This window comes from Gordonia sp. SL306 (genome assembly GCF_026625785.1).
In the GTDB taxonomy this organism is placed as follows: Bacteria; Actinomycetota; Actinomycetes; order Mycobacteriales; family Mycobacteriaceae; genus Gordonia.
The window spans coordinates 4,629,177-4,650,590 of sequence record NZ_CP113063.1 but is presented as its reverse complement, the minus strand read 5'-3'; the positions used below and the strand labels follow the sequence as shown (position 1 = coordinate 4,650,590).

The following is a 21,414-nucleotide window of genomic DNA, read 5'->3' as shown; positions in this document are numbered from 1 at the left end:
CGCACCAGCCGCGCCCGTGTCGATCGGACGGCGCTGACGTCGGCGGCATCGATGTCACAACGCCGCGGCAGGTGTGCGATCCGCCTCGACGCGGGTGTCCACGGCGCCGCGCTTGAGTTGCAGGCTGGCCGTGGTCCAGTCCCAGACCTGACGGAAGAGGTCGCGATTGTCCGAGAGCTTCTGTCCGAACGACGGGATCATCTCGGTGAGCGCCGGCCCCCATCCCGCGTACTCGTTCGGGAAGCACTTCTCGAGGACCTGGAGCATCGCGGGCACCGCCGTCGAGGCGCCCGGTGAGGCGCCGAGCAGGCCGGCGATCGTGCCGTCTCCGGCCGTGACCACCGCGGTCCCGAACTCGAGTGTGCCGCCGACGCCGGTCTTGCGGATCACCTGGACTCGCTGGCCTGCCGTGATGATCTCCCAGTCACCGCCGTCGGCGCGCGGGACGAACTCGCTCAACGTGTTGACGCGATCCGCGCGGTTCGCCGCGAGTTCGCTGATCAGGTACTTGAGCAGCCCGAACTCCTGCGGAGCGATGGACAGCATGGGCAACAGATTGTTCGCCTTGACCGAGTACGGCAGGTCGGTGAGCTTGCCGTTCTTGAGGAATTTCGGCGACCAGCCCGCGTACGGACCGAACAGCAGTCCCGGCTGGTGATTGATGACGCGGGTGTCGAGATGCGGCACCGACATCGGCGGCGCGCCGACGGCGGCCTGCCCGTAGACCTTGGCCTGATGTTCGGAGATCAGGTCGGGGTTCGTGCAGCGGAAGAACTCGCCCGAGACCGGGAATCCGCCGAACCCCTTCGCCTCCTTGATGCCCGACTTCTGCAGGAGGTGGAGTGCGCCGCCACCGGCCCCGACGAAGACGAACTTGGCGTGGACGGTCCGCTTCTCCTTGGTCCGCAGGTTGCGGACCTTGATGACCCAGCTGCCGTCGGACTGCTTGGACAGGTTGGTGACGTCGTGCCCGTAGTAGATGTCGGCGCCGGTGCGACCGACGAAGTTGAGCAGCTGTTGGGTGAGGGCGCCGAAGTCGACATCGGTGCCGTCGGTGAACCAGTTCAGCGCGACCGGGTCGGAGAAGTCGCGACCGGCCGACATCAGCGGGAGCCGCGCGCTGAACTCGGTCGGGTCGTCGATGAACTCCATGCCCTCGAAGAGCACCTGCCCGGCCAGGCGGTCGTAGCGCTTGCGGAGGTAGTCGACGCCTGCGGGACCGTGCGTGAAGCTGACGTGCGGGATCGGGTTGATGAACTCACTCGGGTCGCCCAGGATGCCGTTGTCCACCGAGTTCGCCCAGAACTGCCGCGAGACCTGGAACTGCTCGTTGATGTTGAGCGCCTTGTCGATGTTCACGTCACCGTCGGCGGTCTTCGGCGTGTAGTTCAGTTCGCAGAGGGCCGAGTGGCCGGTGCCCGCGTTGTTCCACGGATCGCTGCTCTCGGCACCCGCGGCGTCGAGCCGTTCGAACAGGCTGATCGACCAGTCGGGCTGCAGCCGCCGCAGCAAGGCGCCGAGTGTGGCGCTCATGATTCCGGCACCGACCAGCGCGACGTCCGTCTTGATCACCGATTGAGACACGAGGAGCTCTCCTTCGCACAGGTTGGACGATCGAGGCCGACGGCTCTCGCCGCTGTTGTCGTCCCTGTCAACGGCCATTGTTCCCCATCATCCGCCGAACGACGGAATCGCCTGGGCCAAAATGTGGGCTGGGCGACACTTGGCGCCGGTATTCGCATCCGGGGGTTTCTCTACAGTGGATGCCGTGACCGCAACCCACGGGGCCGACCGCCAGGATGGACCGCCCACCGCGAACTGGCAACCCGATCGCCTGCTCGACCGCTACGAGATCCTCACCCTGCCGCTGGGGCCCGATCCCGACGGCGAGGACCCGATCACCGCCACCCTGGTCCGCAAGGCAGGCGACGCCGACACGAGCTTCCCCAACGGAGCCGTCCTGTACGTGCACGGCTTCACCGACTACTTCTTCCACGAGCCCCTCGCCGACTTCTTCCATGAGCGGGGTTACGCCTTCTACGCCCTCGATCTGCGCAAGTGCGGGCGTTCCCTGAAGCCGCATCACACCGCGCACTTCACCACCGACCTGCGCCAGTACGACGAGGAACTCGGCCGGGCACTCGACGTGATCGTCGACGAGACGGCGGCCGACGGTGGCTCGGCCCGCGTGATCGTCGCCGCGCATTCCACCGGAGGCCTCATCACGCCGCTCTGGCTGGACCGGCTCCGCACCGAGGCACCCGGCCGCCACGCCCACGTGAGCGGGCTGCTCCTCAACAGCCCCTGGTTCGACCTCCAGGGCAGCCCGGTCCTGCGATCGCTCCCGGTCTCGCTCGTCCTGCGCGGTGTCGCGGCGGCGCGACCGAGAACAGTGATCCCCCAGGAGCTGTCCGACGGCTACGGCCGAAGCATCCACGAGACCACCGGCGGCGAATGGACGTTCGACCTTTCGCTGAAGCCGATGGGCGGATTCCCGGTCACCTTCGGGTTCCTCACCGCGGTCCGCAGAGGTCAGGCACGACTGCACCGCGGCATCGACGTCGGTGTCCCGTCGTTGGTGTTGCGATCGGACAAGACGCTGTTCGATCGCGGTCACGGGGCGGGCGTGAACAACGCCGACGTCGTCCTCGACGTCCGGCATATGGCCCGCTGGAGCGGCTATCTGGGCGACCGCGTGTCGGTGACGCCCGTTGCCGACGCGCGTCATGACGTGTTCCTCTCGGTCGAGAACGCCCGCGGCCAGGCCTACCGCGAAGTCGAGAAGTGGATGCGCGCCACCCTCTCGGTGCCCACCGACGGAGCCGACACCCGATCGCTGGTGGGCGGCGCATGACCGAGACACAGATCGTCGACCTCGCCATCATCGGTTCCGGCAGCGGCAACTCCATCCCCGACGAGCGCTTCGACGACCGGACCATCGCGATCTTCGAGGAAGGTGTCTACGGCGGCACCTGCCTCAACGTCGGCTGCATCCCCACCAAGATGTTCGTCTACGCCGCCGAGGTGGCCGAGATGGCCCGCCATTCCGACCGGTACGGCGTGCACGCGCGTGTCGAATCCGTGGACTGGCCTGCGATCGTCGACCGGATCTTCGGCCGCATCGACCCGATCTCGGCCGGTGGCAAGGAGTACCGCGTCGACCGGTGCGCGAACATCACCGTGCACTCCGCGCACGTCGAGTTCGACGGCCGCGACGACGACGGCCGATATCGGCTCGTCACCCCCGGCGCCGTCGTCCTGGCCACCGAGGTGGTCATCGCCGCGGGCTCACGTGCGACCGTGCCGCCGATCATCGCCGAATGCGATGTGCGCTACCACACCAGCGACGACGTGATGCGCCTCGAGCGGCTTCCCGAGCGACTGGTCATCATCGGAAGTGGCTATGTGGCAGCCGAATTCGCCCACGTCTTCGGCGCGCTCGGCACCGAGGTCTCGATCATCGCGCGCGGCCCCGCATTGCTCCGGCATCTCGACGCCGAGATCGCCGCGCGGTTCACCGAGATCGCCGCCGAGAAATGGGACGTCCACCTCGACACCGACGTGGCCGGCGCCATCGACCTGCCCGACGGCGGGGTGCGGGTCAGCTTCGAGGACGGCACCCACGTCGACGGTGACGCCTTGCTCGTGGCCACCGGTCGCAAACCGAACGGTGACCGTCTCAACCTGGGATCGATCGGCGTCGCCCTCGACGAACACGGCCGCGTCGTCTGCGATCGGCATGGGCGTACCGATGCCGCCGGTGTGTGGGCGCTCGGCGACGTGAGTTCCCCCTATCAGCTCAAACACGTCGCCAACCACGAGGAGCGGGTGGTCCAGGCGAACTTGCTGAAGGGCTGGGATGCCGACGATCTGGTCGCCTTCGATCATCGTTTCGTTCCCGCGGCGGTGTTCACGCATCCGCAGATCGCGTCGGTTGGCCTCACCGAGACCCGAGCGCGCGACCTCGGGCTCGACGTCACCGTGAAGGTGCAGGCCTACGGCGACGTCGCGTACGGCTGGGCGATGGAGGACTCGACGGGGTTCTGCAAGCTGATCGCAGAACGCGGCACCGGCCGCTTGCTGGGCTGCCACATCATGGGCCCGCAGGCGCCCACCGTGATCCAGCCGGTCATCCAGGCGATGTCGTTCGGCCTCAACGCATCCGACATGGCGCGTGGGCAGTACTGGATTCACCCGGCCATGCCCGAGGTCCTGGAGAACGCGCTGCTCGGCCTCGAACTCTGAGACGGTTTCGTTCGCGCTGCGAGATCCGATCCGGCGCGTAGGATCTCGGCATGGCGATCGTGAACCGGGGATTCGTGGGCCGTCGTGATCGCGACGCCACCCGCCTGCCGCCGGGCCAGTACCGGACCTTCGATTTCCCGGTGCTGTCCGCCGAGCCGACACCGGCCATCGCGCTCGACGACTGGTCGTTGACCATGCAGTCGTCGGATCACCGGGCGCACACCTGGGACTGGGCTCGATTCCAGGACCTCCCACACGAGGAGATAGTCACCGACATCCATTGCGTGACCCGCTGGTCGAAGTTCGAGACACGGTGGCGTGGCGTCTCTTTCGACACCATCATGAGCAACCTCCCCTGGCCCGGCGACAGCCATGTGATGGCCCACTGCCACGGCGGGTACACGACCAACCTGGCGGTGGCCGACCTCGTGTCGGGCCGGGGCTGGATCGCCGATTCCTACGACGGCGAGCCACTCCCGGCCGAACACGGCGGTCCGGCACGGTTGCTGGTGCCCCATCTGTATTTCTGGAAGAGCGCCAAATGGGTGCGCCGACTGCGATTCATGCCGGGCGACACCCCGGGGTTCTGGGAGAGCCGCGGCTACCACATGCACGGCGACCCCTGGACAGAGCAGCGCTACTCATGAACGAATGGCAGGTGACGACGGTCCTCTCGCAGATCCGTCACAGCACCAGTGCGCGTTCGCTACGTCTCGGCCTTGCCGAGCCGTTTCAAGGACTGCCCGGCCAGCACATCGACATCCGCCTGACCGCCGAGGACGGCTATTCGACCGCCCGCACCTATTCGCTGTCCGATGTCCGCGAGACACGGACGATCGAGGTCACCATCGAACGCGCCGACGACGGCGAGGTGTCGCCCTATCTCGTCGACGTGGTCGAGGTTGGTGAGCCGCTCGAGGTGACACGTGCACACGGCGGTTGGTTCACCTGGGACGACCAGGACCCGCACCCTGTGCAGCTCATCGCGGGCGGCTCCGGACTCGCGCCACTGATGGCGATGATCCGCAGCCGAGAGGTCACTGCGCCGATGGTGCCGTTCGGACTCGTGTACTCGTTGCGATCGCCGGACCGCCTCCTGTTCGCCGATGAACTGCGACAACTGATGCACCGGGGACGGATGCCGGTCCATCTCGCCTACACCCGGGAGGCCCCAGCCGACGATCCGCGACCGGTCGGGCGGCTCGGCGGCGGTGAACTCGCCGAGATCACGATGTCGCCCGACCACGATCCGACGGTGTTCATCTGCGGGCCCAACGGTTTCGTCGAGCAGTGTGCGGCCGCGATGGTCGCGGCCGGGCATGAGCCGGGGCGGGTCCGCACCGAACGCTTCGGCTGACCGTCGGCGTCAGAACAGCCGTCAGAACATCGCGGATCGCAGTGCGATCTCACTCGCCAGCGCCGCGGCGGCGTGCTGCGGAATCCAGTGGTCCACGCCGGGCAGTTCGCAGAACCGGTAATCGGAATACGCGTAGCGGCCGCTGAGCTCTGCCTGTTCCCGCCCGAGCGCGGTGTCGCCGTCGCCCCACACCATCGTCGTGGGGATCTCGACGGCCGGGCAGGCCAGGGTGTCGGCGATGTTCCCGGTGAAGTTCGCGCGGTACCAGTTCAGCGGTCCGGTCAGCGCACCCGGCTCCATGAGGGGCTTGAGCTCGTCGGCGGTGACCCCCGCCCGGCGCAACAGCACGCCGTTGCGCGCCAAAAGCTTCTCCTCGGCGTCGTCGGCGATGAAATCCTTGATGTATGAGGACTTCTCACGCTGATCGCTCGACGACAGCGCGTCGCGCATTGCCGACGGATGACCCGTACTCGCCGCGACGAGACTCGTGAACCGGTCCAGATGCCTGGCTGCCAGATGCCACGCGACGATGCCTCCCCAATCGTGCCCGACCACCATCGCGTACTGGACTCCGAGTTCATCGAGGACGCCGAGGGCGTCATCGACGAGGTTGGACAGGTGATAGGCATCCGTACCGTCCGGTCGGGCACCCGGGCTGTAGCCCCGCTGATCGAAGACGATGGTGCGCAGTCCGCTCTCGTGCAGCCGCGGGACCACCGCGTCGAAGCACGAACTGTTGACCGGGAATCCGTGCAGGAGCAGCACCCATTTGCCGTCCTCGGGTCCGCCGATCCGGACGTCGAATGTGTATTCCCCGACCCTCACCGCGCGCTGTTGCGTGTCCACGGGCCCAGGATAGGCGAGATCGCCCGGCTCGGGCTTCGGCGCCGGTCATTCGAGGCGATGAGTGATCACCGGAGATCGCGGGTCCGGGCCGTGCTCGATGATCGCCTCCAGCGCTGCGAGGTCGAGGTGCTCGCCGACGAGATCGGCCATGAGGTCGACCTGTGCGCCGCGGATCTCGTTCACGACCGTGTCCGCGGCGGCGACGAAGCCGGTGACACCACGTTCCTCGGCCACCGTGCACAGCAGATCACGGCGAAAGGCGTCGGAGGCGAGCAGCCCGTGCCAGTGCGTCCCGCGCACGGCCCCGCGTACTGCGCCCTCGGGACCGTTCTGTGCATCCACGATCCACGGCCGCTCACCCGACGACCGCACGCGGCCGTGGTGGATCTCATAACCACTGATCGGCCTGCCGTCGCTGTTGCCGGTCACCTGCCGCAGCACCTTGCCCGATTCGAAGCCGATGTCCAGATCGAGAATCCCGAGGCCATCGACCGGACCGGCGCCCGACTCCACCGGATCGTCGATGTGGCGCCCGAGCATCTGGAAGCCGCCACAGATCCCGATCACCGGCCACCCCCGCCGTGCGCGACCGACCAGCGCGTCGGCGAGTCCCCGGCTCCGGAGCCACGCGAGATCCGAGACCGTCGCACGCGTACCCGGCAGTACCACCAGATCCGCCGACGCCACGCTCGCCGCGTCGTCGACCCAGGTCACGTCCACCCCGGGCTCACAGCCCAAGGCCTCCACGTCCGTGGTGTTGGACACCCGCGGCAATCGGATGGCCGCCACCGACAGGTGCACCGCGGACGGATCGGTGCTGTCGTCGGGAGGCCCGACCCGGCGGCCGACCGGAGCGGCGAGCGAATCCTCGGCGTCGATCCAGAGATCGGACCGGAACGGGATCACCCCGAAGGTGGATCGTCCGGTCAGTCCCCGCAACTGGTCGAGTCCGGGCGCGAGGATCGCCGGGTCGCCCCGGAACTTGTTGATCACGAATCCGGCGATCAGTCGCTGATCCGCGGCGTCGAGCACGGCCGTCGTGCCGAACAGGTGAGCCAGTGAACCGCCGCGGTCGATGTCGCTCACCAGGATCACCGGCAGATCCGCCGACCGCGCGAGACCCATGTTCGCGATGTCGGTCGGACGTAGGTTGATCTCCGCGACCGAGCCGGCACCCTCACCGATCACGACGTCGAAATCGTCTCGGAGCGAGGCCAGTTCGTCGGCCACGATCCCCACGAGCCGAGCGCGCCACGCGTGGTAGTCGCGGGCACCGACGTCACCGGCGGGTTGTCCGCGCACCACCACGTGAGACCGACGATCACTGCCCGGTTTGAGCAGCACCGGATTGAAACGGGTCGACGGTTCCAGCCCACACGCGAAGGCCTGCAGAGCCTGTGCGCGCCCGATCTCCCCGCCGTCGAGGGTGACCACGGAGTTGTTCGACATGTTCTGCGCCTTGAAGGGCGCGACACGAATCCCCTGCCTGGCCAGGTGACGGCACAGTCCGGCGACGATCAGACTCTTGCCTGCGTCGGAACTGGTGCCGCCGACCAGGAGTGCACCCTTCACCCCGGTGGTGTCAGGCGTCCGGCAGAGTGAGGATCTCCGCGCCGTTCTCGGTCACCACGAGGGTGTGCTCGAACTGGGCGGTCCACTTCTTGTCCGTCGTCGCGACGGTCCAGCCGTCATCCCAGATCTCGTAGCCGAGGCCACCGAGGTTGATCATCGGTTCGATGGTGAACACCATGCCCGGCTCGATGACGGTGTCCACGTTGGGCTGGTCGTAGTGCAGGACCACGAGTCCGTTGTGAAAGGTCTCACCGATACCGTGCCCGGTGAAATCGCGCACCACGTTGTAGCCGAACCGGTTCGCGTACGCCTCGATAACCCGGCCGATGACGTTGAGTTCCCGGCCGGGTTTGACCGCCTTGATGGCGCGCTCGGTGGCGACCCGTGTCCGCTCGACGAGATCGGCGGCCTCGGACGCGACGTCGCCGGCCAAGAACGTCGCGTTGGTGTCACCGTGCACGCCGTCGATGTAGGCGGTCACGTCGATGTTGACGATGTCGCCGTCCTCGACGACCGTCGAGTCCGGGATTCCGTGGCAGATGATCTCATTCAGCGACGTACAGCACGACTTGGGAAAACCCTTGTAGCCCAAGGTCGACGGGTAGGCGCCATGGTCGACCATGTACTCGTGGGCGATGCGGTCCAGCTCATCGGTGGTGACGCCGGGCGCCACCGCGGCACCCGCCTGTGCAAGCGCGTTGGCGGCGATCCTGCTCGCCAGCCGCATCTTCTCGATGGTCTCCGGGGTCTGGACCCATGGTTCGTTTCCCTCGTTCGCCGTCGGTTTCCACGCGTACTCGGGACGCTCGATCGAGTCGGGAACCGGGCGGGTCGGCGACACGGTGCCGGGCCGCAGGGCAGCGCGAACAGTCATGCACCCAGCTTATCCAGACCTCTCGGGCGAGGTGAACGCCGCGGGCACTGGTCCCGGCACACGGGTGGACCATCGGCGCGAACTAAGGTGAGACTCAGTAGACGGGTGCGGAGGACGAGTGATGCGGGTGAGCAGGTGACGACGAGGGCGCGCCGACTGATGCGGCCGGCCCTCGTTCTGGCGGTACTGATGCTGGCGGGTTCCACCACGGCGTGCTTCGTCGAGCCGATCGAGCAGACATCCGGGTCGTCGGTGGACCCCACCGAACACCTGCACAACGGTCCTCGGACCGCCGATCTGCCGGAGCGTGACGTGCGGCCCGTCGCAGACGACCCGACACCGTCACTGCCGGCGACCGTGGACTCGGTCCGCTACGGCAAGGTCACCGTGGCCGACGCCAGTCGCATCATCGCCGTCGACATCAACGGGACGCTCGGCAGCATCGTCTTCTCGCTGGGTCTGGGCTCCCACGTCGTCGGGCGGGACACGTCGACGGCGTTCCCGTCGGCCGCGCGCCTACCGGTGGTCACCAACCGGGGCCACAGCCTCGACGCCGAGGCCGTGCTCGCGCTGAACCCCAGCGTGTTGCTCGTCGACGAGAACACCGTCCCGGCCGCTGCGGTCGATCAGATCCGCGACTCCGGGGTGACCGTCGTGGCGTTCCCCGGTACGCGAAGCCTGCAGTCCAACGACTCACTCATGCGCTCGGTCGCCGGTGCACTCGGTGTTCCGCGCCAGGGTGAACAGCTCGTCTCGCGCACCGACGCCGAGGTCGCCGCCGCCGAGAGGCTCGTGCCGTCGCCGTCCGGCGACCCGACGATGGCATTCGTCTACATCCGCGGTCGCAACCTGATCCTGCTCGCCGGCCCCGGCTCCGGCGCCGACGACCTCATCGCGAGCCTCGGGGGCAAGGACGCCGGAACCGAGGCCGACCTGACCGGGGCGTTCACCGCGATCAGCGCCGAGGCGATGATCAAGGCCGATCCCGACGTGATCCTGGTGATGACCCAGGGCGCCGACACGGTCGGCGGCCTCGACGGAGTACTGGGCCTGCCGGGGATCGCGGAGACCGACGCCGGCCGCAACAGACGTGTGGTGCAGATGGACGAGACGAAGATCCTCGCCTTCGGTCCCGATGTCGGCGAGGTGCTCGGCTCCCTCGCCCGGGCGATCTACACATGAGCGCCCCGACCACACCTCGGGCCTCCGCGGCCACGACGGCCGACCACCGCAACCGGCACCGAACCCGCAACATCACCGTGATGGCGGTGATGGTGGTCGCGACCGCGGCACTCATCGTCGTCTCGGCAGGCGTCGGCAAGGTGTCGGTGCCGCCGATCGAGGTCCTCGGCAGTCTCGCCCACCACTTCCATCTCGACCTCGGACCGCTCCCGTCGCACCCCAACGGCGAGGGCGCCCTGTGGAATGTGCGTTTCCCGCGCATCGTCCTGGGTCTGCTGGTCGGGGCCGCGCTCGGCGCCGGCGGGTGCCTGCTCCAGGGCGTGCTGGCCAATCCCCTCGCCGAGCCCGGCATCATCGGGGTGTCGTCGGGGGCTGCGGTCGGCGCATGCCTGATGATCGTGCTCGGCGGCGGCATGACCAACGACTGGGCGTTGGCCGGCGCCGCCTTCGTGTTCGGCCTGTTCACCGCCGCAGCCGTCTACCTGTTGTCACTACGGGACGGCTCGACCTCCGCGATCATGCTGGTACTCACCGGCATCGCGGTCAACGCCTTCGCCCTCGGCATCATCGCCTACCTCACCTTCGTTGCCTCCACCGCCGCGCGCGAGCAGATCGTGTTCTGGCAGCTCGGATCCCTGGCCGGGGCGACCTGGGACGAGATCTGGGTGTCGGCACCATTGATCATCGCCGCGATCGCGGCCGCACTCGTCCTGGTTCACAAGCTCGATCTGCTGGCACTGGGCGAGATCCAGGCGGCTTCCCTCGGCGTCAACGTGGAAGTGGTGCGGCGGCAGGTCATCGTGCTGGTGTCCATCCTGACCGCGGCCGCGGTGGCGTTCTCCGGGATCATCATGTTCGTGGGCCTCGTGGTGCCGCACGTGATGCGACTGATCGTCGGACCCCGACACGCGATCCTGCTACCCACCAGCGTGGTGGGCGGTGCACTCGTCATCACCGCCGCAGACCTGGCGGCGCGCACCATGCTCGGAGACGCCGACCTGCCACTGGGCATGTTCACCTCGCTGATCGGCGGGCCGGTGTTCTTCATCCTGCTGCGGCGCAGCAGGCACGCCGGGGCCGGGTGGTGAGCATCGTGGCTCAAGCGGCCGACGGCGTGATCGCCGAGAACGTCACCGTGACCCTCGGCGGCCGTCATGTGGTGGCGGATGTGTCCCTCCAGGTCGAGCCGGGTTCCCTGCTGGCCCTCGTCGGGCCCAACGGGTGCGGAAAATCCACCTTGCTGTCGGTGCTCGCAGGTTTGCGTCGCCCCGACCACGGCACCGTGCGCATCGGCGATCACCTGGTGTCCAAGGCGTCGTCGACCGAACTGGCCCGCCTGCGTTCGTTTGTGACGCAACACAACCGCACCGACACCCCGTTCACCGTCGTCGAGGTGGTGGAGATGGGCCGCTTTCCCTGGCTGCGCACACCGCAGGCCACCGAGTCGCCCGAGATCATCGACGACGCGTTGCGTGCCTGTGATCTCACCGACATCACCGATCGCCCGTTCGCCCAACTCTCCGGCGGCCAGCAGGCCCGCGTGTCGATCGCCCGAGCTCTCGCCCAACGGACACCGGTGATGCTGCTCGATGAACCGACTGCCGCGCTCGACATCCACCACCAGGAATCGGTACTCGACATCCTGCGAGCCGCCCGCGACGCCGGCGGCGCCATCCTGCTGGTGGTTCATGACCTGTCCCTGGCAGCGGCCTATGCCGACCGGGTCGCACTGATGAAGGACGGTCACCTGCTCGCCACCGGCCCGACCCGGGAGGTGATGACGGCCGCCCTGCTCTCGGAGACCTACGACCACCCCGTCGAGATCTGGGATCACCCGGCGTCGGGACAGCCGATCGTGGTACCGCGCCGCACCTGACCGATGCCGCGACTCACGACCGGGCAGCGGCGGCGTATCCCGGCGGTAGTGAGGCGAACATGTCCCGGGTCACCGCGACCGCGTTGTTCGAGTCGCCGCCGCGCACCACCAGGGTCGCGAATGCGAGATCGCCCCGGTAACCGGCGAACCACGCGTGTGAGCCGCCGGCGAACTCTGCCTCACCGGTCTTGCCGAGGATGTCGCCCTGTCCGGCGATGACGGTGCCGGTGCCCTGCTGGACGACCGCTCGCATCATCGGTCGGAGCTCGGCCACCACCGACGGATCCAGCGACGGTTGCGGCCCCTCGACCTTGGTCGGCTTGCCCAGGATCAGTTGCGGTACCGGAGCTTTGCCGTTGTGGGCGACAGTGGCCGCGACCAGCGCGAGACCGAGCGGGCTGACCAGGACCTTGCCCTGACCGAAGCCGTCCTCGGTGCGGGCCACCAACTCCGGGGCGATCGGCACCGAACCGGAGACGGCCGCGAGACCCGCGATGTCGTAGTGCTGCCCGATCCCCATTGATGCGGCGGTGTGTGCGAGATCCGACGGCCCCATCTCGCTGGCGAGTTTGGCGAAGGTCGTGTTGCAGGAGTTCGCGAAGGCCTGCAGCATCGGCACGGTCCCCAACGAGAATCGGTCGTAGTTGGGGATACGACGCGGCCCGATCTCGATCTCGCCCGGGCAGGGCACCATGGTCCCGGGATGAGCCAGGTTGCGGCTGATGGCCGCGGCCGCGGTGACCATCTTGAACGTCGAGCCGGGCGGATAGAGCCCGGCGGTCGCGATCGGTCCGTCGCGATCGGCCGACCTGTTCTGCGCGACCGCGAGGATGTGGCCGGTGGACGGCTGGATGACCACCATCGCGACCTGGAAGCGGTTGGTGGCGTCGACCGCCCGCTGCGCGGCCGTCTGCACCTGCCGCGACAGGCTCAGCGAGACCGCCGGTGCGGGCTGCGCGGCATGGTCGGCGAGGACATCGGCGTCGAGACCGTTGGGATTGACGGTGACCACGCGCCACCCGGCCCGGCCGTCGACCTCGCTGTCGACCACCTTCTTGACCTCGGTCAGCAGGGCAGGCGCGAAGTCCGGGTTCTTCGGAACCAGCTCGGCCTGTTCGTTGTGCTCGACCCCCGGGATGGCCAATTGGTCGCGGAGCCGGTCGAAATCACGCTGGGACAGGCGGGTGATGGGATACGAGCCGCCGCCCGCGGTGGACTCCTCGGCGATCTTCTGCGCCGACAGAGACGGATCGAACGGCTTCAGGACCGACACGAGCTGCGTCACCGAATCGGCCACCGAGCCACTGGCGGCAGCGGCCTGTGCATCGAAGTTGATACCGACCACCGTGCCGTTGACCATCACCTCCGAACCGTCGGATTCGTTCACCGTCGCCCGCGGTGCCCCCATCGTCCGCAGCGAAAGCCGTTGGTTGGCACCGAGGTCCGGATGGATGTCGGTCGACATCCATCGCACGCCCCACCCGGCGTCGGTCCGGATCATCGCGATCCGGGCCGGATAGCTCCACTCACGTCCACCCGGCAGCCCCCAGCGGTAGGTGACGTCGATGTCGGCGGTGTCGCCGGAGACCTGCGCCTTGCCGGTGCTGAAGGTCATCTTCTCGGCCGAGATTCCCTTCCATGCGGCGTCGAGATCGGTGCGGGCCTGCGACGCGTTGTCGGTGAGCTGGGCAGCGGCCGCGGTGTCGTGGGCTCCGTAGGAGGTCAGGAACCTCTCGACGGCCTGACGGGGACCGTCGTCAGCCGTGGAGCAACCGGCCACCCCGAGCACGACTAGAGCGGTCACCGACACACAGGTCCCGCTGATCACACGCCGTCTCATCTGCCACATCAGTTGCGATCATATGGCGTCCATGACCGGAATCCGTTGCGCCACGCGCTACGCGCTGCGAAAACGGGACTAGTCAGTCGACCAGAACCGTCGCGAACGTCCCGACCTCGCTGAACCCGACCTGCCGATAGACCGCTCGCGCGGGGAGGTTGAAGCTGTTGACGTAGAGACTCGGCGTCCGGCCGTGCGAGATGATCGCCGCCGCAACGGCTGCGGTGCCGGCGGCGCCAAGTCCCTCACCGCGTCGGTGCGGGGCGACCCAGACACCCTGGATCTGACCGACTCTCCTTGAGAGCGAACCGATCTCGGCCTTGAACACGACCTCACCGCGGTCGAACCGGGCGAACACGCGCTGCGCAGTGACCAACGACGCCAGCCGGCGGCGGTAGGAACGCCCGCCATCGCCGGCACACGGGTCAACGCCGACCTCACCGATGAACATGTCGACGGCGGCCGGCAGATATGCGTCGAGATCGTCGAGGGTGACCAGCCGTACCAGCGGGTCCGGCGCGATGGCAGGCGTGCCGGTGAGCGCCATCAGTGGCTGGTTGTCGCGCACCTCACGTGCGGGACCCCAACACGGCTGTACTCGGTCCCAGAACGGCAACACCAACTCGGCGCGACCGACGATCGAGGAGCAGACCCGTGGCGCCGAGGCGGCGCGGTCGGCGAAACCCTCCATGTCGTCGGCAGAACCGGCGAGGGGGATCAGGTTCGCCCCCGAGAAACACAGCGACGTCGTCGGGTCGTCGATGGTCCACAGCTCCCCGCCGAGCAGCCGCGGGTTGATGCCGTGGGTCTCGAAACGTGCCGCCACCATGCACATCGCCACCGGGTCGGCAGCCATGACGCGCTCGACCACCGGCGCATCACGTGCGCCGAGGGGGCGGTCACCCAGTAGCTTCAGCACCACCGCTCCTCTGCAGTAGTCGGGCAGGGTACGACCTCCGGCTCCTGCACCTTCGGCGGTGGTCGCCTCCGCTGTCGTCAGCTGATCGTGACGACCGGTGGGCCCACTTCCCTGTCCCCACCAGTGTCACCCGACTCGCCTGCGATTCGCAGCGCTTCTTCGATCAAGGTCTCCACGATCTCGGCCTCGGGCACGGTCTTGATGACCTCTCCCTTGACGAAGATCTGGCCCTTGCCGTTACCCGATGCCACACCGAGATCTGCCTCGCGTGCCTCACCGGGACCGTTGACGACACAACCCATCACGGCAACACGCAGCGGGACCTCCATACCCTCGAGTCCTGCACTGACCGCGTCCGCCAGCTTGTAGACGTCGACCTGCGCGCGCCCACACGACGGGCAGGACACGATCTCGAGTTTGCGTGGCCGGAGGTTGAGTGACTGCAGGATCTGATCACCGACCTTGACCTCCTCGGCGGGCGGTGCCGACAGCGAGACCCGGATGGTGTCGCCGATGCCCTCGGAGAGCAGTGCACCGAAAGCGACCGCCGACTTGATCGTGCCCTGGAATGCCGGTCCGGCCTCGGTGACCCCGAGGTGCAGCGGATAGTCGCACTGCGCGGCGAGCTGCCGATAGGCCTCGACCATCACCACCGGGTCGTTGTGCTTGACGGAGATCTTGATGTCGCCGAAGCCGTGCTCCTCGAACAGGCCTGCCTCCCAGAGCGCCGATTCGACGAGGGCTTCCGGGGTCGCCTTGCCGTACTTCTTCAGCAGCCGGGGATCGAGGGAGCCGGCGTTGACGCCGATCCGGATCGGGATCCCGGCGTCCTTGGCGGCATATGCCACCTCTTTGACGCGCCCGTCGAACTCCTTGATGTTGCCCGGGTTGACGCGAACCGCCGCACATCCCGCGTCGATGGCGGCGAAGATGTACTTCGGCTGGAAGTGGATGTCGGCGATCACCGGGATCTTGCTCTTCTTGGCGATCACCGGCAACGCCTCTGCGTCTTCGGGACGCGGGCAGGCCACCCGCACGATGTCGCAGCCCGATGCGGTGAGCTCGGCGATCTGCTGCAGCGTTGCGTTGATGTCGTGGGTCTTGGTGGTGGTCATCGACTGCACCGAGATCGGATGGTCGCTGCCCACACCGACCTGACCGACCTGGATCTGGCGTGTCTGGCGTCGGGGCGCCAACACGGGCGGCGGGCCGGCGGGCATGCCGAGCCCGACCGAGAGCGCGTCTCCGGGAGTTGCTGGGGCGTTCATCTCGTTCACCTCGAATGACGAATGGCTGTGTGGTTCAACGGCTGAGCTATGTGATGGAAGGCTGTGTGACGGCCGGGCTGGATCATTTGAACAGTTCGATCGGGTTGACGATGTCGGCGGTGACCGTCAGGACCATGAATCCACCCATGATGATCACCACCGCGTAGGTGATCGGCATGAGCTTCAGGTAGTCGACGGGCCCGCCTGCGGCACGCCCGAACCATCCGCGCACCGTGTTGCGGGCCTTCTCGTAGCCGACGACGGCCATGTGCCCACCATCCAACGGTAGTAGCGGCACGAGATTGAACAACCCGAGGAAGAAGTTGATGCTGATCAGCAACAGCAGGAAGGTGCTCCACGCACCCCGCTCGACGGCCTGACCACCCAGCACCGATGCACCGTAGACGCTGACCGGGGTGTCTGCCGAGCGCTCACCGCCGGTGACCGCCGTCCACAGGGCGCTGACCTTCGACGGCATCGACAGCAAGGCGTCCCAGGTGGCCACGAACAGGTCACCGGTGAACGCGAACGATGCGGGGATCACCTCGAGGCCGTCGTAGTGGTTGATGTTCGGCGGCGGAGTGAACGTGATGCCGACCTGTCGGGCCTGTTCGGTCTCCTGGGTCCCGTCGGACCGCTGGACGACGATGGTCGCGGGTTGGGGGACGATCGTGAGGTCGATCTTCTCGCTGCCTCGCTGCACGGTCATGGCGACCGGGTCGGAGCCCGTGCCGATCTGTTTGGACACCTCGGAGTAGTCGGAGACCGGCTGGCCGTTGACGGCGACGATCGTGTCGCCGGCGCGCAGGCCTGCGTCGGCGGCCGGACCGTTGCCGGCGCACGGGGTCCGCACCGGCTCCGCCGTCTCGGAGTACGTGGTCGTGGCCGACACGCAGCTGGTCTTCGACACCGTCGCGGGCACCGGGTCCTGGCTGATGTTCGGCAGGCCGAAGATCGCGCCCACGATGACGACCAGCACGAACCCGAGCACGAAGTTCTGCGCCGGACCGGCCAACAGCACCACCAGCCGTTTCCACGGCTTCTGCAGGTACATGGCCCGCGGCCGGTCTTCCTCGGCGATCTCGTCGTAGGGCGTCATGCCCGCGATGTCACAGAAACCGCCGAGCGGCAGCGCCTTGATGCCGTATTCGGTCTCCCCGCGACGGGTCGACCACAGCGTTGGCCCGAAGCCGACGAAGTATCGGCGGACCTTCATCCCGGTCGCCTGTGCTGCCCACATGTGACCGCATTCGTGCCACGCAACCGACAGCACCAGCGCTGCGGCGAACAGCACCACGCCGAGCGCAAAACTCACTGACTCACTCCATCCGCATATGCCTTGACCAGACGCGCAGCATGTTCGCGTGCCCACTGGTCAGCAGCCAAGACCTCATCCACAGTACCTGGCCGTTCACGCCACTGATCGGCCTCGGCGAGCACCTCACGGATGATCTCGACGATCCGCGGGAACCGGATGGCACCGGCGAAGAAGCCCTCTGCCGCGGCCTCGTTGGCGGCGTTGTAGACGGCGGTGAGCGAGCCGCCCCCACGACCCGCCTCACGAGCGAGATCGATCGCCGGGAAAACCGCGTTGTCGACCGGTTCGAATGTCCACGACGACGCGGTCGAGAAGTCACAGGCGGCCGACGAGCCGGGCACGCGCGCCGGCCAACCGAGCGCCAGCGCGATCGGGAGTTTCATCGACGGCGGGGATGCCTTGGCGACGGTCGCCCCGTCGACGAAGGTCACCATCGAATGGACGATCGACTGTGCATGCACGGTGACGTCGATGCGGTCGTAGTCCACCCCGAACAGCAGGTGGGCCTCGATGACCTCGAGTGCCTTGTTCACCAGCGTTGCCGAGTTCAGTGTGATCATCGGACCCATCGACCAGGTCGGATGGTGTCCTGCCTGCTCCGGTGTCACGTCCTCGAGTGCCGTCCGGGTCCATCCCCGGAAGGGTCCGCCCGATGCGGTGAGGACGAGCCGGTCGACCTCGTCGGCGGTACCGGCCCGCAGGCACTGGGCGATGGCCGAGTGCTCGGAATCCACGGGCACGATCTGACCGGGGGCGGCGGCGTCGAGAACCAGGGAGCCGCCTGCGACCAGAGACTCCTTGTTGGCCAGCGCCAGTCGCGCCCCGGATCGCAGCGCTGCGAGACTCGGCCGGAGACCGATGGACCCGACGACGGCGTTGAGCACCACATCGGCCTCGACGGTGCCGATCAGGTCACACATCGCGTCCGGGCCGCCGAGAACACGGCTGCCGAGATCGTCGGAGAGGGTTCGCGCGGCGACCGGATCGGCGACCGCCAGGGCGCCGGCCGGAATCCGGAACGCCTGTGCCTGCGCACGCAGCAGATCGAGGTTCGCGCCGCCCGCCCCGAGTCCGACCACCTGGAAACGTTCGGGATGTTCGGCGATGACCTCGAGGGCCTGGACACCGATCGACCCGGTCGAGCCGAGAATGAGTACGCGCGTCGTCACGAACTCATTGTCCTGCCTCGGAGGGGTGAGCCCAAACTTCCCGGTTCAGCCGGCCGGGTGCACCTTCCGCCAGTGTTCGGCGATGTCGATGCGACGGGTGATCCAGACATCGTCGTGGGCCTGCACGTGGTCGAGGAACCGCTCGAGTGCCGCCAGCCGTGCCGGCCTGCCCGCGATCCGGCAGTGCAGCCCGATGGAGAGCATCTTGGGTGCGCCCGCCACGCCTTCGGCATATAGCACGTCGAAGGCGTCACGGAGATGGGCGAAGAACTGGTCGCCGGAGGGAAAACCGCCGGGCGAGGCGAATCGCATGTCGTTCGTGTCGAGCGTGTACGGCACCACGAGGTGATCGACGACGGAGTCATCTCGAGGCACCTTCACCCAGTACGGCAGGTCGTCGGCGTAGCTGTCGGAGTCGTAGACGAACCCACCCTGCTCCACCACGAGTCGGCGGGTGTTGGGCGAATCGCGGCCGGTGTACCAGCCGAGAGGTCGGTGGCCGGTGATCTCGGTGAGCAGGTCGATGCCCGCCTGCATGTGTTCACGCTCCACCGCCGGGTTGACCAACTGGTAACTGAGCCATCGATAGCCGTGACACGCGATCTCGTCGCCACGTTCGACAAAGGCCGCGGCCGCCTCCGGGTTACGCGCCATCGCCTGCGCGACAGCGAAGATGGTGAGGGGCAGTTGCCGTCGCGAGAACGTGCGCAGGATCCGCCAGACCCCGGCGCGGGACCCGTACTCGTAGAGCGATTCCATGCTCATGTGCCGGTTCGGGAACGACTGGGCACCGACCATCTCGGACAGGAAGGTCTCACTGCCACGGTCGTTCTCGAGGACGTTGTTCTCCGAACCCTCCTCGTAGTTGAGCACGAACTGCACGGCGATCCTGGCGCCGCCCGGCCACTGCGGATCCGGAGGTGTCGCACCGTATCCGATCATGTCGCGCGGATAGTTCTCCGAGCGGTAGTCGGCCAGGTTTCGATGCGCGGTGTCGGACATGGCGGCATTCTGTCACCGAACCCGCGACGATGCGTGGTGGCAGGTACGTCGCGCGCACAGCGCTACCGCTATGCTGTTCGATGAACTACTACCGACCGTCAGACTTCTGGCCACGTCCGTCAGATCGCTGACCGTGCAGTGAGGAGCCACCGTGGCAAGCACCGAGGTTGAGCCCGTCGACACCGGCTGGGTCCGCGAACCCGCGGATGCGCCGTCGGCCCGGTTCGGCTGGCACGGTCAGGCGACCAAGTCCTTCATGATCGCCGGATGGTTCTGCGTCGTCGCGCTGCTCTGCATGCTCATCGGCAATCAGCGGGGCCACATCGAGGACATCTACCTCGTCGGGATGGCCGTGGTCCTCGCCTATTTCCTGATCCGGCCGTCGATCCGCAATCGGGGCCGCTGGAAGAACTGACCGCCTGCCGGTCTCAGCGTTCCTCGGCCGCCAACTGCCCACAGGCTGCGGCGATCTCCTGCCCGCGGGTGTCCCGCACCGTGCAGGACACACCTTGTTCCCGCACCCGCCGGACGAACTCGCGTTCGACCGGTTTGGGACTGGCGTCCCATTCTGATCCCGGCGTCGGATTGAGCGGGATCAGGTTGACGTGTACTCGGGAGCCGAGTGCCTTGTGCAGCTTCTCCCCCAACAGATCCGCACGCCACGGCTGGTCGTTGACGTCTCGGATCAACGCGTACTCGATCGACACCCGCCGACCGGTGGTGTCGGCGTAGTAGCGTGCCGCGTCGAGGACCTCCGATACCGACCACCTGTTGTTCACCGGCACCAGGGTGTCGCGCAGTTCGTCGTCGGGCGTGTGCAGCGACACCGCCAGTGTCACCGCCAGTCCCTCGTCGGCCAGACGCCGGATCGACGGTGCGAGGCCGACCGTCGAGACGGTCACCGACCGCGCCGAGATCCCGAGGCCGTCCGGTACCGGCGATGTGATCTGCCGGACCGCGCTGACCACGCGCTTGTAGTTCGCCAGCGGCTCACCCATACCCATGAAGACCACGTTCGACAACCGGCCGGGCGCGCCGAACTCACCGTCGCGCAGCGCCCGCGCCGCGGCGCGGACCTGATCGACGATCTCGGCCGCCGACAGATTGCGGTCGAGGCCGCCCTGCCCGGTCGCGCAGAACGGGCACGCCATCCCGCAACCGGCCTGACTGGAGATGCACAGTGTGTTGCGCTCGGTGTAGCGCATGAGAACGCTCTCGAGGAGCGTGCCGTCGTGCAGTCGCCACAGTGTCTTCCGCGTATCGCCGTCATCGCAGGAGATGTGCCGTACCGGGCTCAGCAACGGCGGGAAGAGTGTCTCGCCGACGGCATCGCGCGACGTCGCGGGCAGGTCGCTCATCTCCTCGACGTCCCCGTTGAGGCGGCCGTAGTACTGTCTCGCCAGCTGATTCGCCCGGAACTTCGGGAGCCCCAGGGCAGCGAGGGCGGCGACCCGGCCGTCGGGGTCGAGGTCGGCGAAATGAGTCGGCGGACGCCCCCGTTTGGGCGCGTCGAACACGAGCGGCAATGACGACATGTTGACATTGTCGCATGTCATGATGGGTAGATGACGACACCTGATCCGCAGCGACCCGAGGCGACACCGGGCGATCTGCCCCCGGCCGATCCCGAACTGGATCGAGATCACCAGGCCTTGCTCGACGAACGTGACGAGCTCCGCACGAAGGTGAAGAACGTCGAACACACGCGCACCCGTGCGACTTTCATCGGCCTGGTGATCGGTGCGGTCATCACTGTGCTGCTGCTCGTCTTCATCCTGCAGAACCTCGACTCGCAGCGGATCACGTTGATCTTCTGGGAGGTCAACCTACCGCTGGGTGTGAGCCTTCTCATCGCCGCGATCGCCGGAGCACTCATCGTCGCCCTGGCCGGCGGCCTGCGCATGTTGCAGATGAGCCGGGCGATGCGCAAGGCCAAGAAGTAGCGC

20 protein-coding genes are annotated in these 21,414 nt (G+C 67.5%); 9 read left to right on the top strand and 11 right to left on the bottom strand.

The features are described from left to right. Positions 1–54 precede the first annotated feature (54 nt). Positions 55–1,584, bottom strand: coding sequence for a malate dehydrogenase (quinone) (mqo, locus tag OVA31_RS21270; RefSeq protein ID WP_267628549.1), 1,530 nt, complete (start codon positions 1,582–1,584; stop codon positions 55–57). Positions 1,585–1,768: 184 nt separating this feature from the next. Here mqo and OVA31_RS21265 point away from each other — a divergent pair, with 184 nt between their 5' ends. The 4 genes from OVA31_RS21265 to OVA31_RS21250 are packed head-to-tail and all read left to right on the top strand — an operon-like array spanning position 1,769 to position 5,602. Further along, entirely contained in the window at positions 1,769–2,854 is a 1,086-nt protein-coding gene (locus OVA31_RS21265; protein ID WP_267628548.1) for an alpha/beta hydrolase, read from the top strand. Continuing rightward, positions 2,851–4,245 (top strand): mycothione reductase, encoded by a 1,395-nt coding sequence (locus OVA31_RS21260; RefSeq protein WP_267628547.1) that lies wholly within the window; start codon positions 2,851–2,853, stop codon positions 4,243–4,245. The genes OVA31_RS21265 and OVA31_RS21260 overlap by 4 nt, the downstream gene beginning before the upstream one ends. 50 nt (positions 4,246–4,295) lie before the next feature. Then, entirely contained in the window at positions 4,296–4,892 is a 597-nt protein-coding gene (locus OVA31_RS21255; RefSeq protein WP_267628546.1) for a molybdopterin-dependent oxidoreductase, read from the top strand. Then, positions 4,889–5,602: an FAD-binding oxidoreductase gene (locus OVA31_RS21250; protein WP_267628545.1), complete on the top strand. Its 714-nt coding sequence runs from the start codon at positions 4,889–4,891 to the stop codon at positions 5,600–5,602. Before OVA31_RS21255 ends, OVA31_RS21250 begins: the two co-directional genes overlap by 4 nt. Before the next feature lie 21 nt (positions 5,603–5,623). On the opposite strand, the gene OVA31_RS21245 is transcribed toward OVA31_RS21250, so the two are convergent. The 3 genes from OVA31_RS21245 to map are packed head-to-tail and all read right to left on the bottom strand — an operon-like array spanning position 5,624 to position 8,894. Continuing rightward, positions 5,624–6,448, bottom strand: coding sequence for an alpha/beta fold hydrolase (locus OVA31_RS21245; RefSeq protein WP_267628544.1), 825 nt, complete (start codon positions 6,446–6,448; stop codon positions 5,624–5,626). 45 nt (positions 6,449–6,493) lie between these two features. Beyond that, positions 6,494–8,020: a cobyric acid synthase gene (locus OVA31_RS21240; protein ID WP_267628543.1), complete on the bottom strand. Its 1,527-nt coding sequence runs from the start codon at positions 8,018–8,020 to the stop codon at positions 6,494–6,496. A gap of 10 nt (positions 8,021–8,030) precedes the next feature. Continuing rightward, positions 8,031–8,894 carry a type I methionyl aminopeptidase gene (gene map / locus OVA31_RS21235; RefSeq protein ID WP_267628542.1) on the bottom strand — a complete coding sequence of 288 codons (864 nt, stop codon included), beginning with the start codon at positions 8,892–8,894 and terminating at the stop codon, positions 8,031–8,033. 159 nt (positions 8,895–9,053) lie between these two features. On the opposite strand from map, the gene OVA31_RS21230 reads away from it, so the two are divergent. The 3 genes from OVA31_RS21230 to OVA31_RS21220 are packed head-to-tail and all read left to right on the top strand — an operon-like array spanning position 9,054 to position 11,952. Continuing rightward, on the top strand, positions 9,054–10,076 hold the full coding sequence (locus OVA31_RS21230) for a heme/hemin ABC transporter substrate-binding protein (protein ID WP_267631637.1): 1,023 nt from the start codon (positions 9,054–9,056) through the stop codon (positions 10,074–10,076). Then, the gene (locus OVA31_RS21225) at positions 10,073–11,164 is read left to right on the top strand and encodes a FecCD family ABC transporter permease (protein WP_267628541.1); all 1,092 of its coding nucleotides are present in this window, start codon (positions 10,073–10,075) and stop codon (positions 11,162–11,164) included. Before OVA31_RS21230 ends, OVA31_RS21225 begins: the two co-directional genes overlap by 4 nt. 5 nt (positions 11,165–11,169) lie before the next feature. Further along, positions 11,170–11,952, top strand: coding sequence for a heme ABC transporter ATP-binding protein (locus OVA31_RS21220; protein ID WP_267628540.1), 783 nt, complete (start codon positions 11,170–11,172; stop codon positions 11,950–11,952). 13 nt (positions 11,953–11,965) lie between these two features. Here the strand turns inward: OVA31_RS21220 and OVA31_RS21215 are convergent, their stop codons facing one another. The 6 genes from OVA31_RS21215 to puuE form a co-directional block, all read right to left on the bottom strand. Next, positions 11,966–13,801: a penicillin-binding transpeptidase domain-containing protein gene (locus OVA31_RS21215; protein WP_267628539.1), complete on the bottom strand. Its 1,836-nt coding sequence runs from the start codon at positions 13,799–13,801 to the stop codon at positions 11,966–11,968. A 73-nt stretch (positions 13,802–13,874) separates the two neighbouring features. Then, the gene (locus OVA31_RS21210; RefSeq protein WP_267628538.1) at positions 13,875–14,711 is read right to left on the bottom strand and encodes a GNAT family N-acetyltransferase; all 837 of its coding nucleotides are present in this window, start codon (positions 14,709–14,711) and stop codon (positions 13,875–13,877) included. A 77-nt stretch (positions 14,712–14,788) separates the two neighbouring features. Further along, on the bottom strand, positions 14,789–15,979 hold the full coding sequence (gene ispG / locus OVA31_RS21205; protein ID WP_267628537.1) for a flavodoxin-dependent (E)-4-hydroxy-3-methylbut-2-enyl-diphosphate synthase: 1,191 nt from the start codon (positions 15,977–15,979) through the stop codon (positions 14,789–14,791). Positions 15,980–16,061: 82 nt separating this feature from the next. Beyond that, positions 16,062–17,294, bottom strand: coding sequence for a M50 family metallopeptidase (locus OVA31_RS21200; protein WP_267628536.1), 1,233 nt, complete (start codon positions 17,292–17,294; stop codon positions 16,062–16,064). Further along, positions 17,291–18,466, bottom strand: coding sequence for a 1-deoxy-D-xylulose-5-phosphate reductoisomerase (gene dxr, locus OVA31_RS21195; RefSeq protein WP_267628535.1), 1,176 nt, complete (start codon positions 18,464–18,466; stop codon positions 17,291–17,293). Before dxr ends, OVA31_RS21200 begins: the two co-directional genes overlap by 4 nt. Before the next feature lie 45 nt (positions 18,467–18,511). After that, positions 18,512–19,468 carry an allantoinase PuuE gene (gene puuE, locus OVA31_RS21190; protein ID WP_267628534.1) on the bottom strand — a complete coding sequence of 319 codons (957 nt, stop codon included), beginning with the start codon at positions 19,466–19,468 and terminating at the stop codon, positions 18,512–18,514. Between the two features lie 151 nt (positions 19,469–19,619). Between puuE and OVA31_RS21185 the strand changes: the two genes are divergently transcribed. Next, positions 19,620–19,883: a DUF2631 domain-containing protein gene (locus OVA31_RS21185; RefSeq protein WP_267628533.1), complete on the top strand. Its 264-nt coding sequence runs from the start codon at positions 19,620–19,622 to the stop codon at positions 19,881–19,883. A gap of 13 nt (positions 19,884–19,896) precedes the next feature. Here the strand turns inward: OVA31_RS21185 and rlmN are convergent, their stop codons facing one another. Further along, positions 19,897–21,003 carry a 23S rRNA (adenine(2503)-C(2))-methyltransferase RlmN gene (gene rlmN, locus OVA31_RS21180; RefSeq protein ID WP_267628532.1) on the bottom strand — a complete coding sequence of 369 codons (1,107 nt, stop codon included), beginning with the start codon at positions 21,001–21,003 and terminating at the stop codon, positions 19,897–19,899. A gap of 30 nt (positions 21,004–21,033) precedes the next feature. Between rlmN and OVA31_RS21175 the strand changes: the two genes are divergently transcribed. Then, positions 21,034–21,411, top strand: coding sequence for a LapA family protein (locus OVA31_RS21175; RefSeq protein WP_267628531.1), 378 nt, complete (start codon positions 21,034–21,036; stop codon positions 21,409–21,411). The last annotated feature ends 3 nt before the right edge of the window (positions 21,412–21,414 follow it).

What these genes read in the sequence shown, in the direction of transcription:
- OVA31_RS21260 (WP_267628547.1), top strand. Translation starts at nt 2,851, where the DNA reads ATGACCGAGACACAGATCGTCGACCTCGCCATCATCGGTTCCGGCAGC.
- OVA31_RS21255 (WP_267628546.1), top strand. Translation starts at nt 4,296, where the DNA reads ATGGCGATCGTGAACCGGGGATTCGTGGGCCGTCGTGATCGCGACGCC.
- OVA31_RS21250 (WP_267628545.1), top strand. Translation starts at nt 4,889, where the DNA reads ATGAACGAATGGCAGGTGACGACGGTCCTCTCGCAGATCCGTCACAGC.
- map (WP_267628542.1), bottom strand. Translation starts at nt 8,894, where the DNA reads ATGACTGTTCGCGCTGCCCTGCGGCCCGGCACCGTGTCGCCGACCCGC.
- OVA31_RS21230 (WP_267631637.1), top strand. Translation starts at nt 9,054, where the DNA reads ATGCGGCCGGCCCTCGTTCTGGCGGTACTGATGCTGGCGGGTTCCACC.
- OVA31_RS21225 (WP_267628541.1), top strand. Translation starts at nt 10,073, where the DNA reads ATGAGCGCCCCGACCACACCTCGGGCCTCCGCGGCCACGACGGCCGAC.
- OVA31_RS21215 (WP_267628539.1), bottom strand. Translation starts at nt 13,801, where the DNA reads ATGTGGCAGATGAGACGGCGTGTGATCAGCGGGACCTGTGTGTCGGTG.
- ispG (WP_267628537.1), bottom strand. Translation starts at nt 15,979, where the DNA reads ATGAACGCCCCAGCAACTCCCGGAGACGCGCTCTCGGTCGGGCTCGGC.
- puuE (WP_267628534.1), bottom strand. Translation starts at nt 19,468, where the DNA reads ATGTCCGACACCGCGCATCGAAACCTGGCCGACTACCGCTCGGAGAAC.
- rlmN (WP_267628532.1), bottom strand. Translation starts at nt 21,003, where the DNA reads ATGTCGTCATTGCCGCTCGTGTTCGACGCGCCCAAACGGGGGCGTCCG.
- OVA31_RS21175 (WP_267628531.1), top strand. Translation starts at nt 21,034, where the DNA reads ATGACGACACCTGATCCGCAGCGACCCGAGGCGACACCGGGCGATCTG.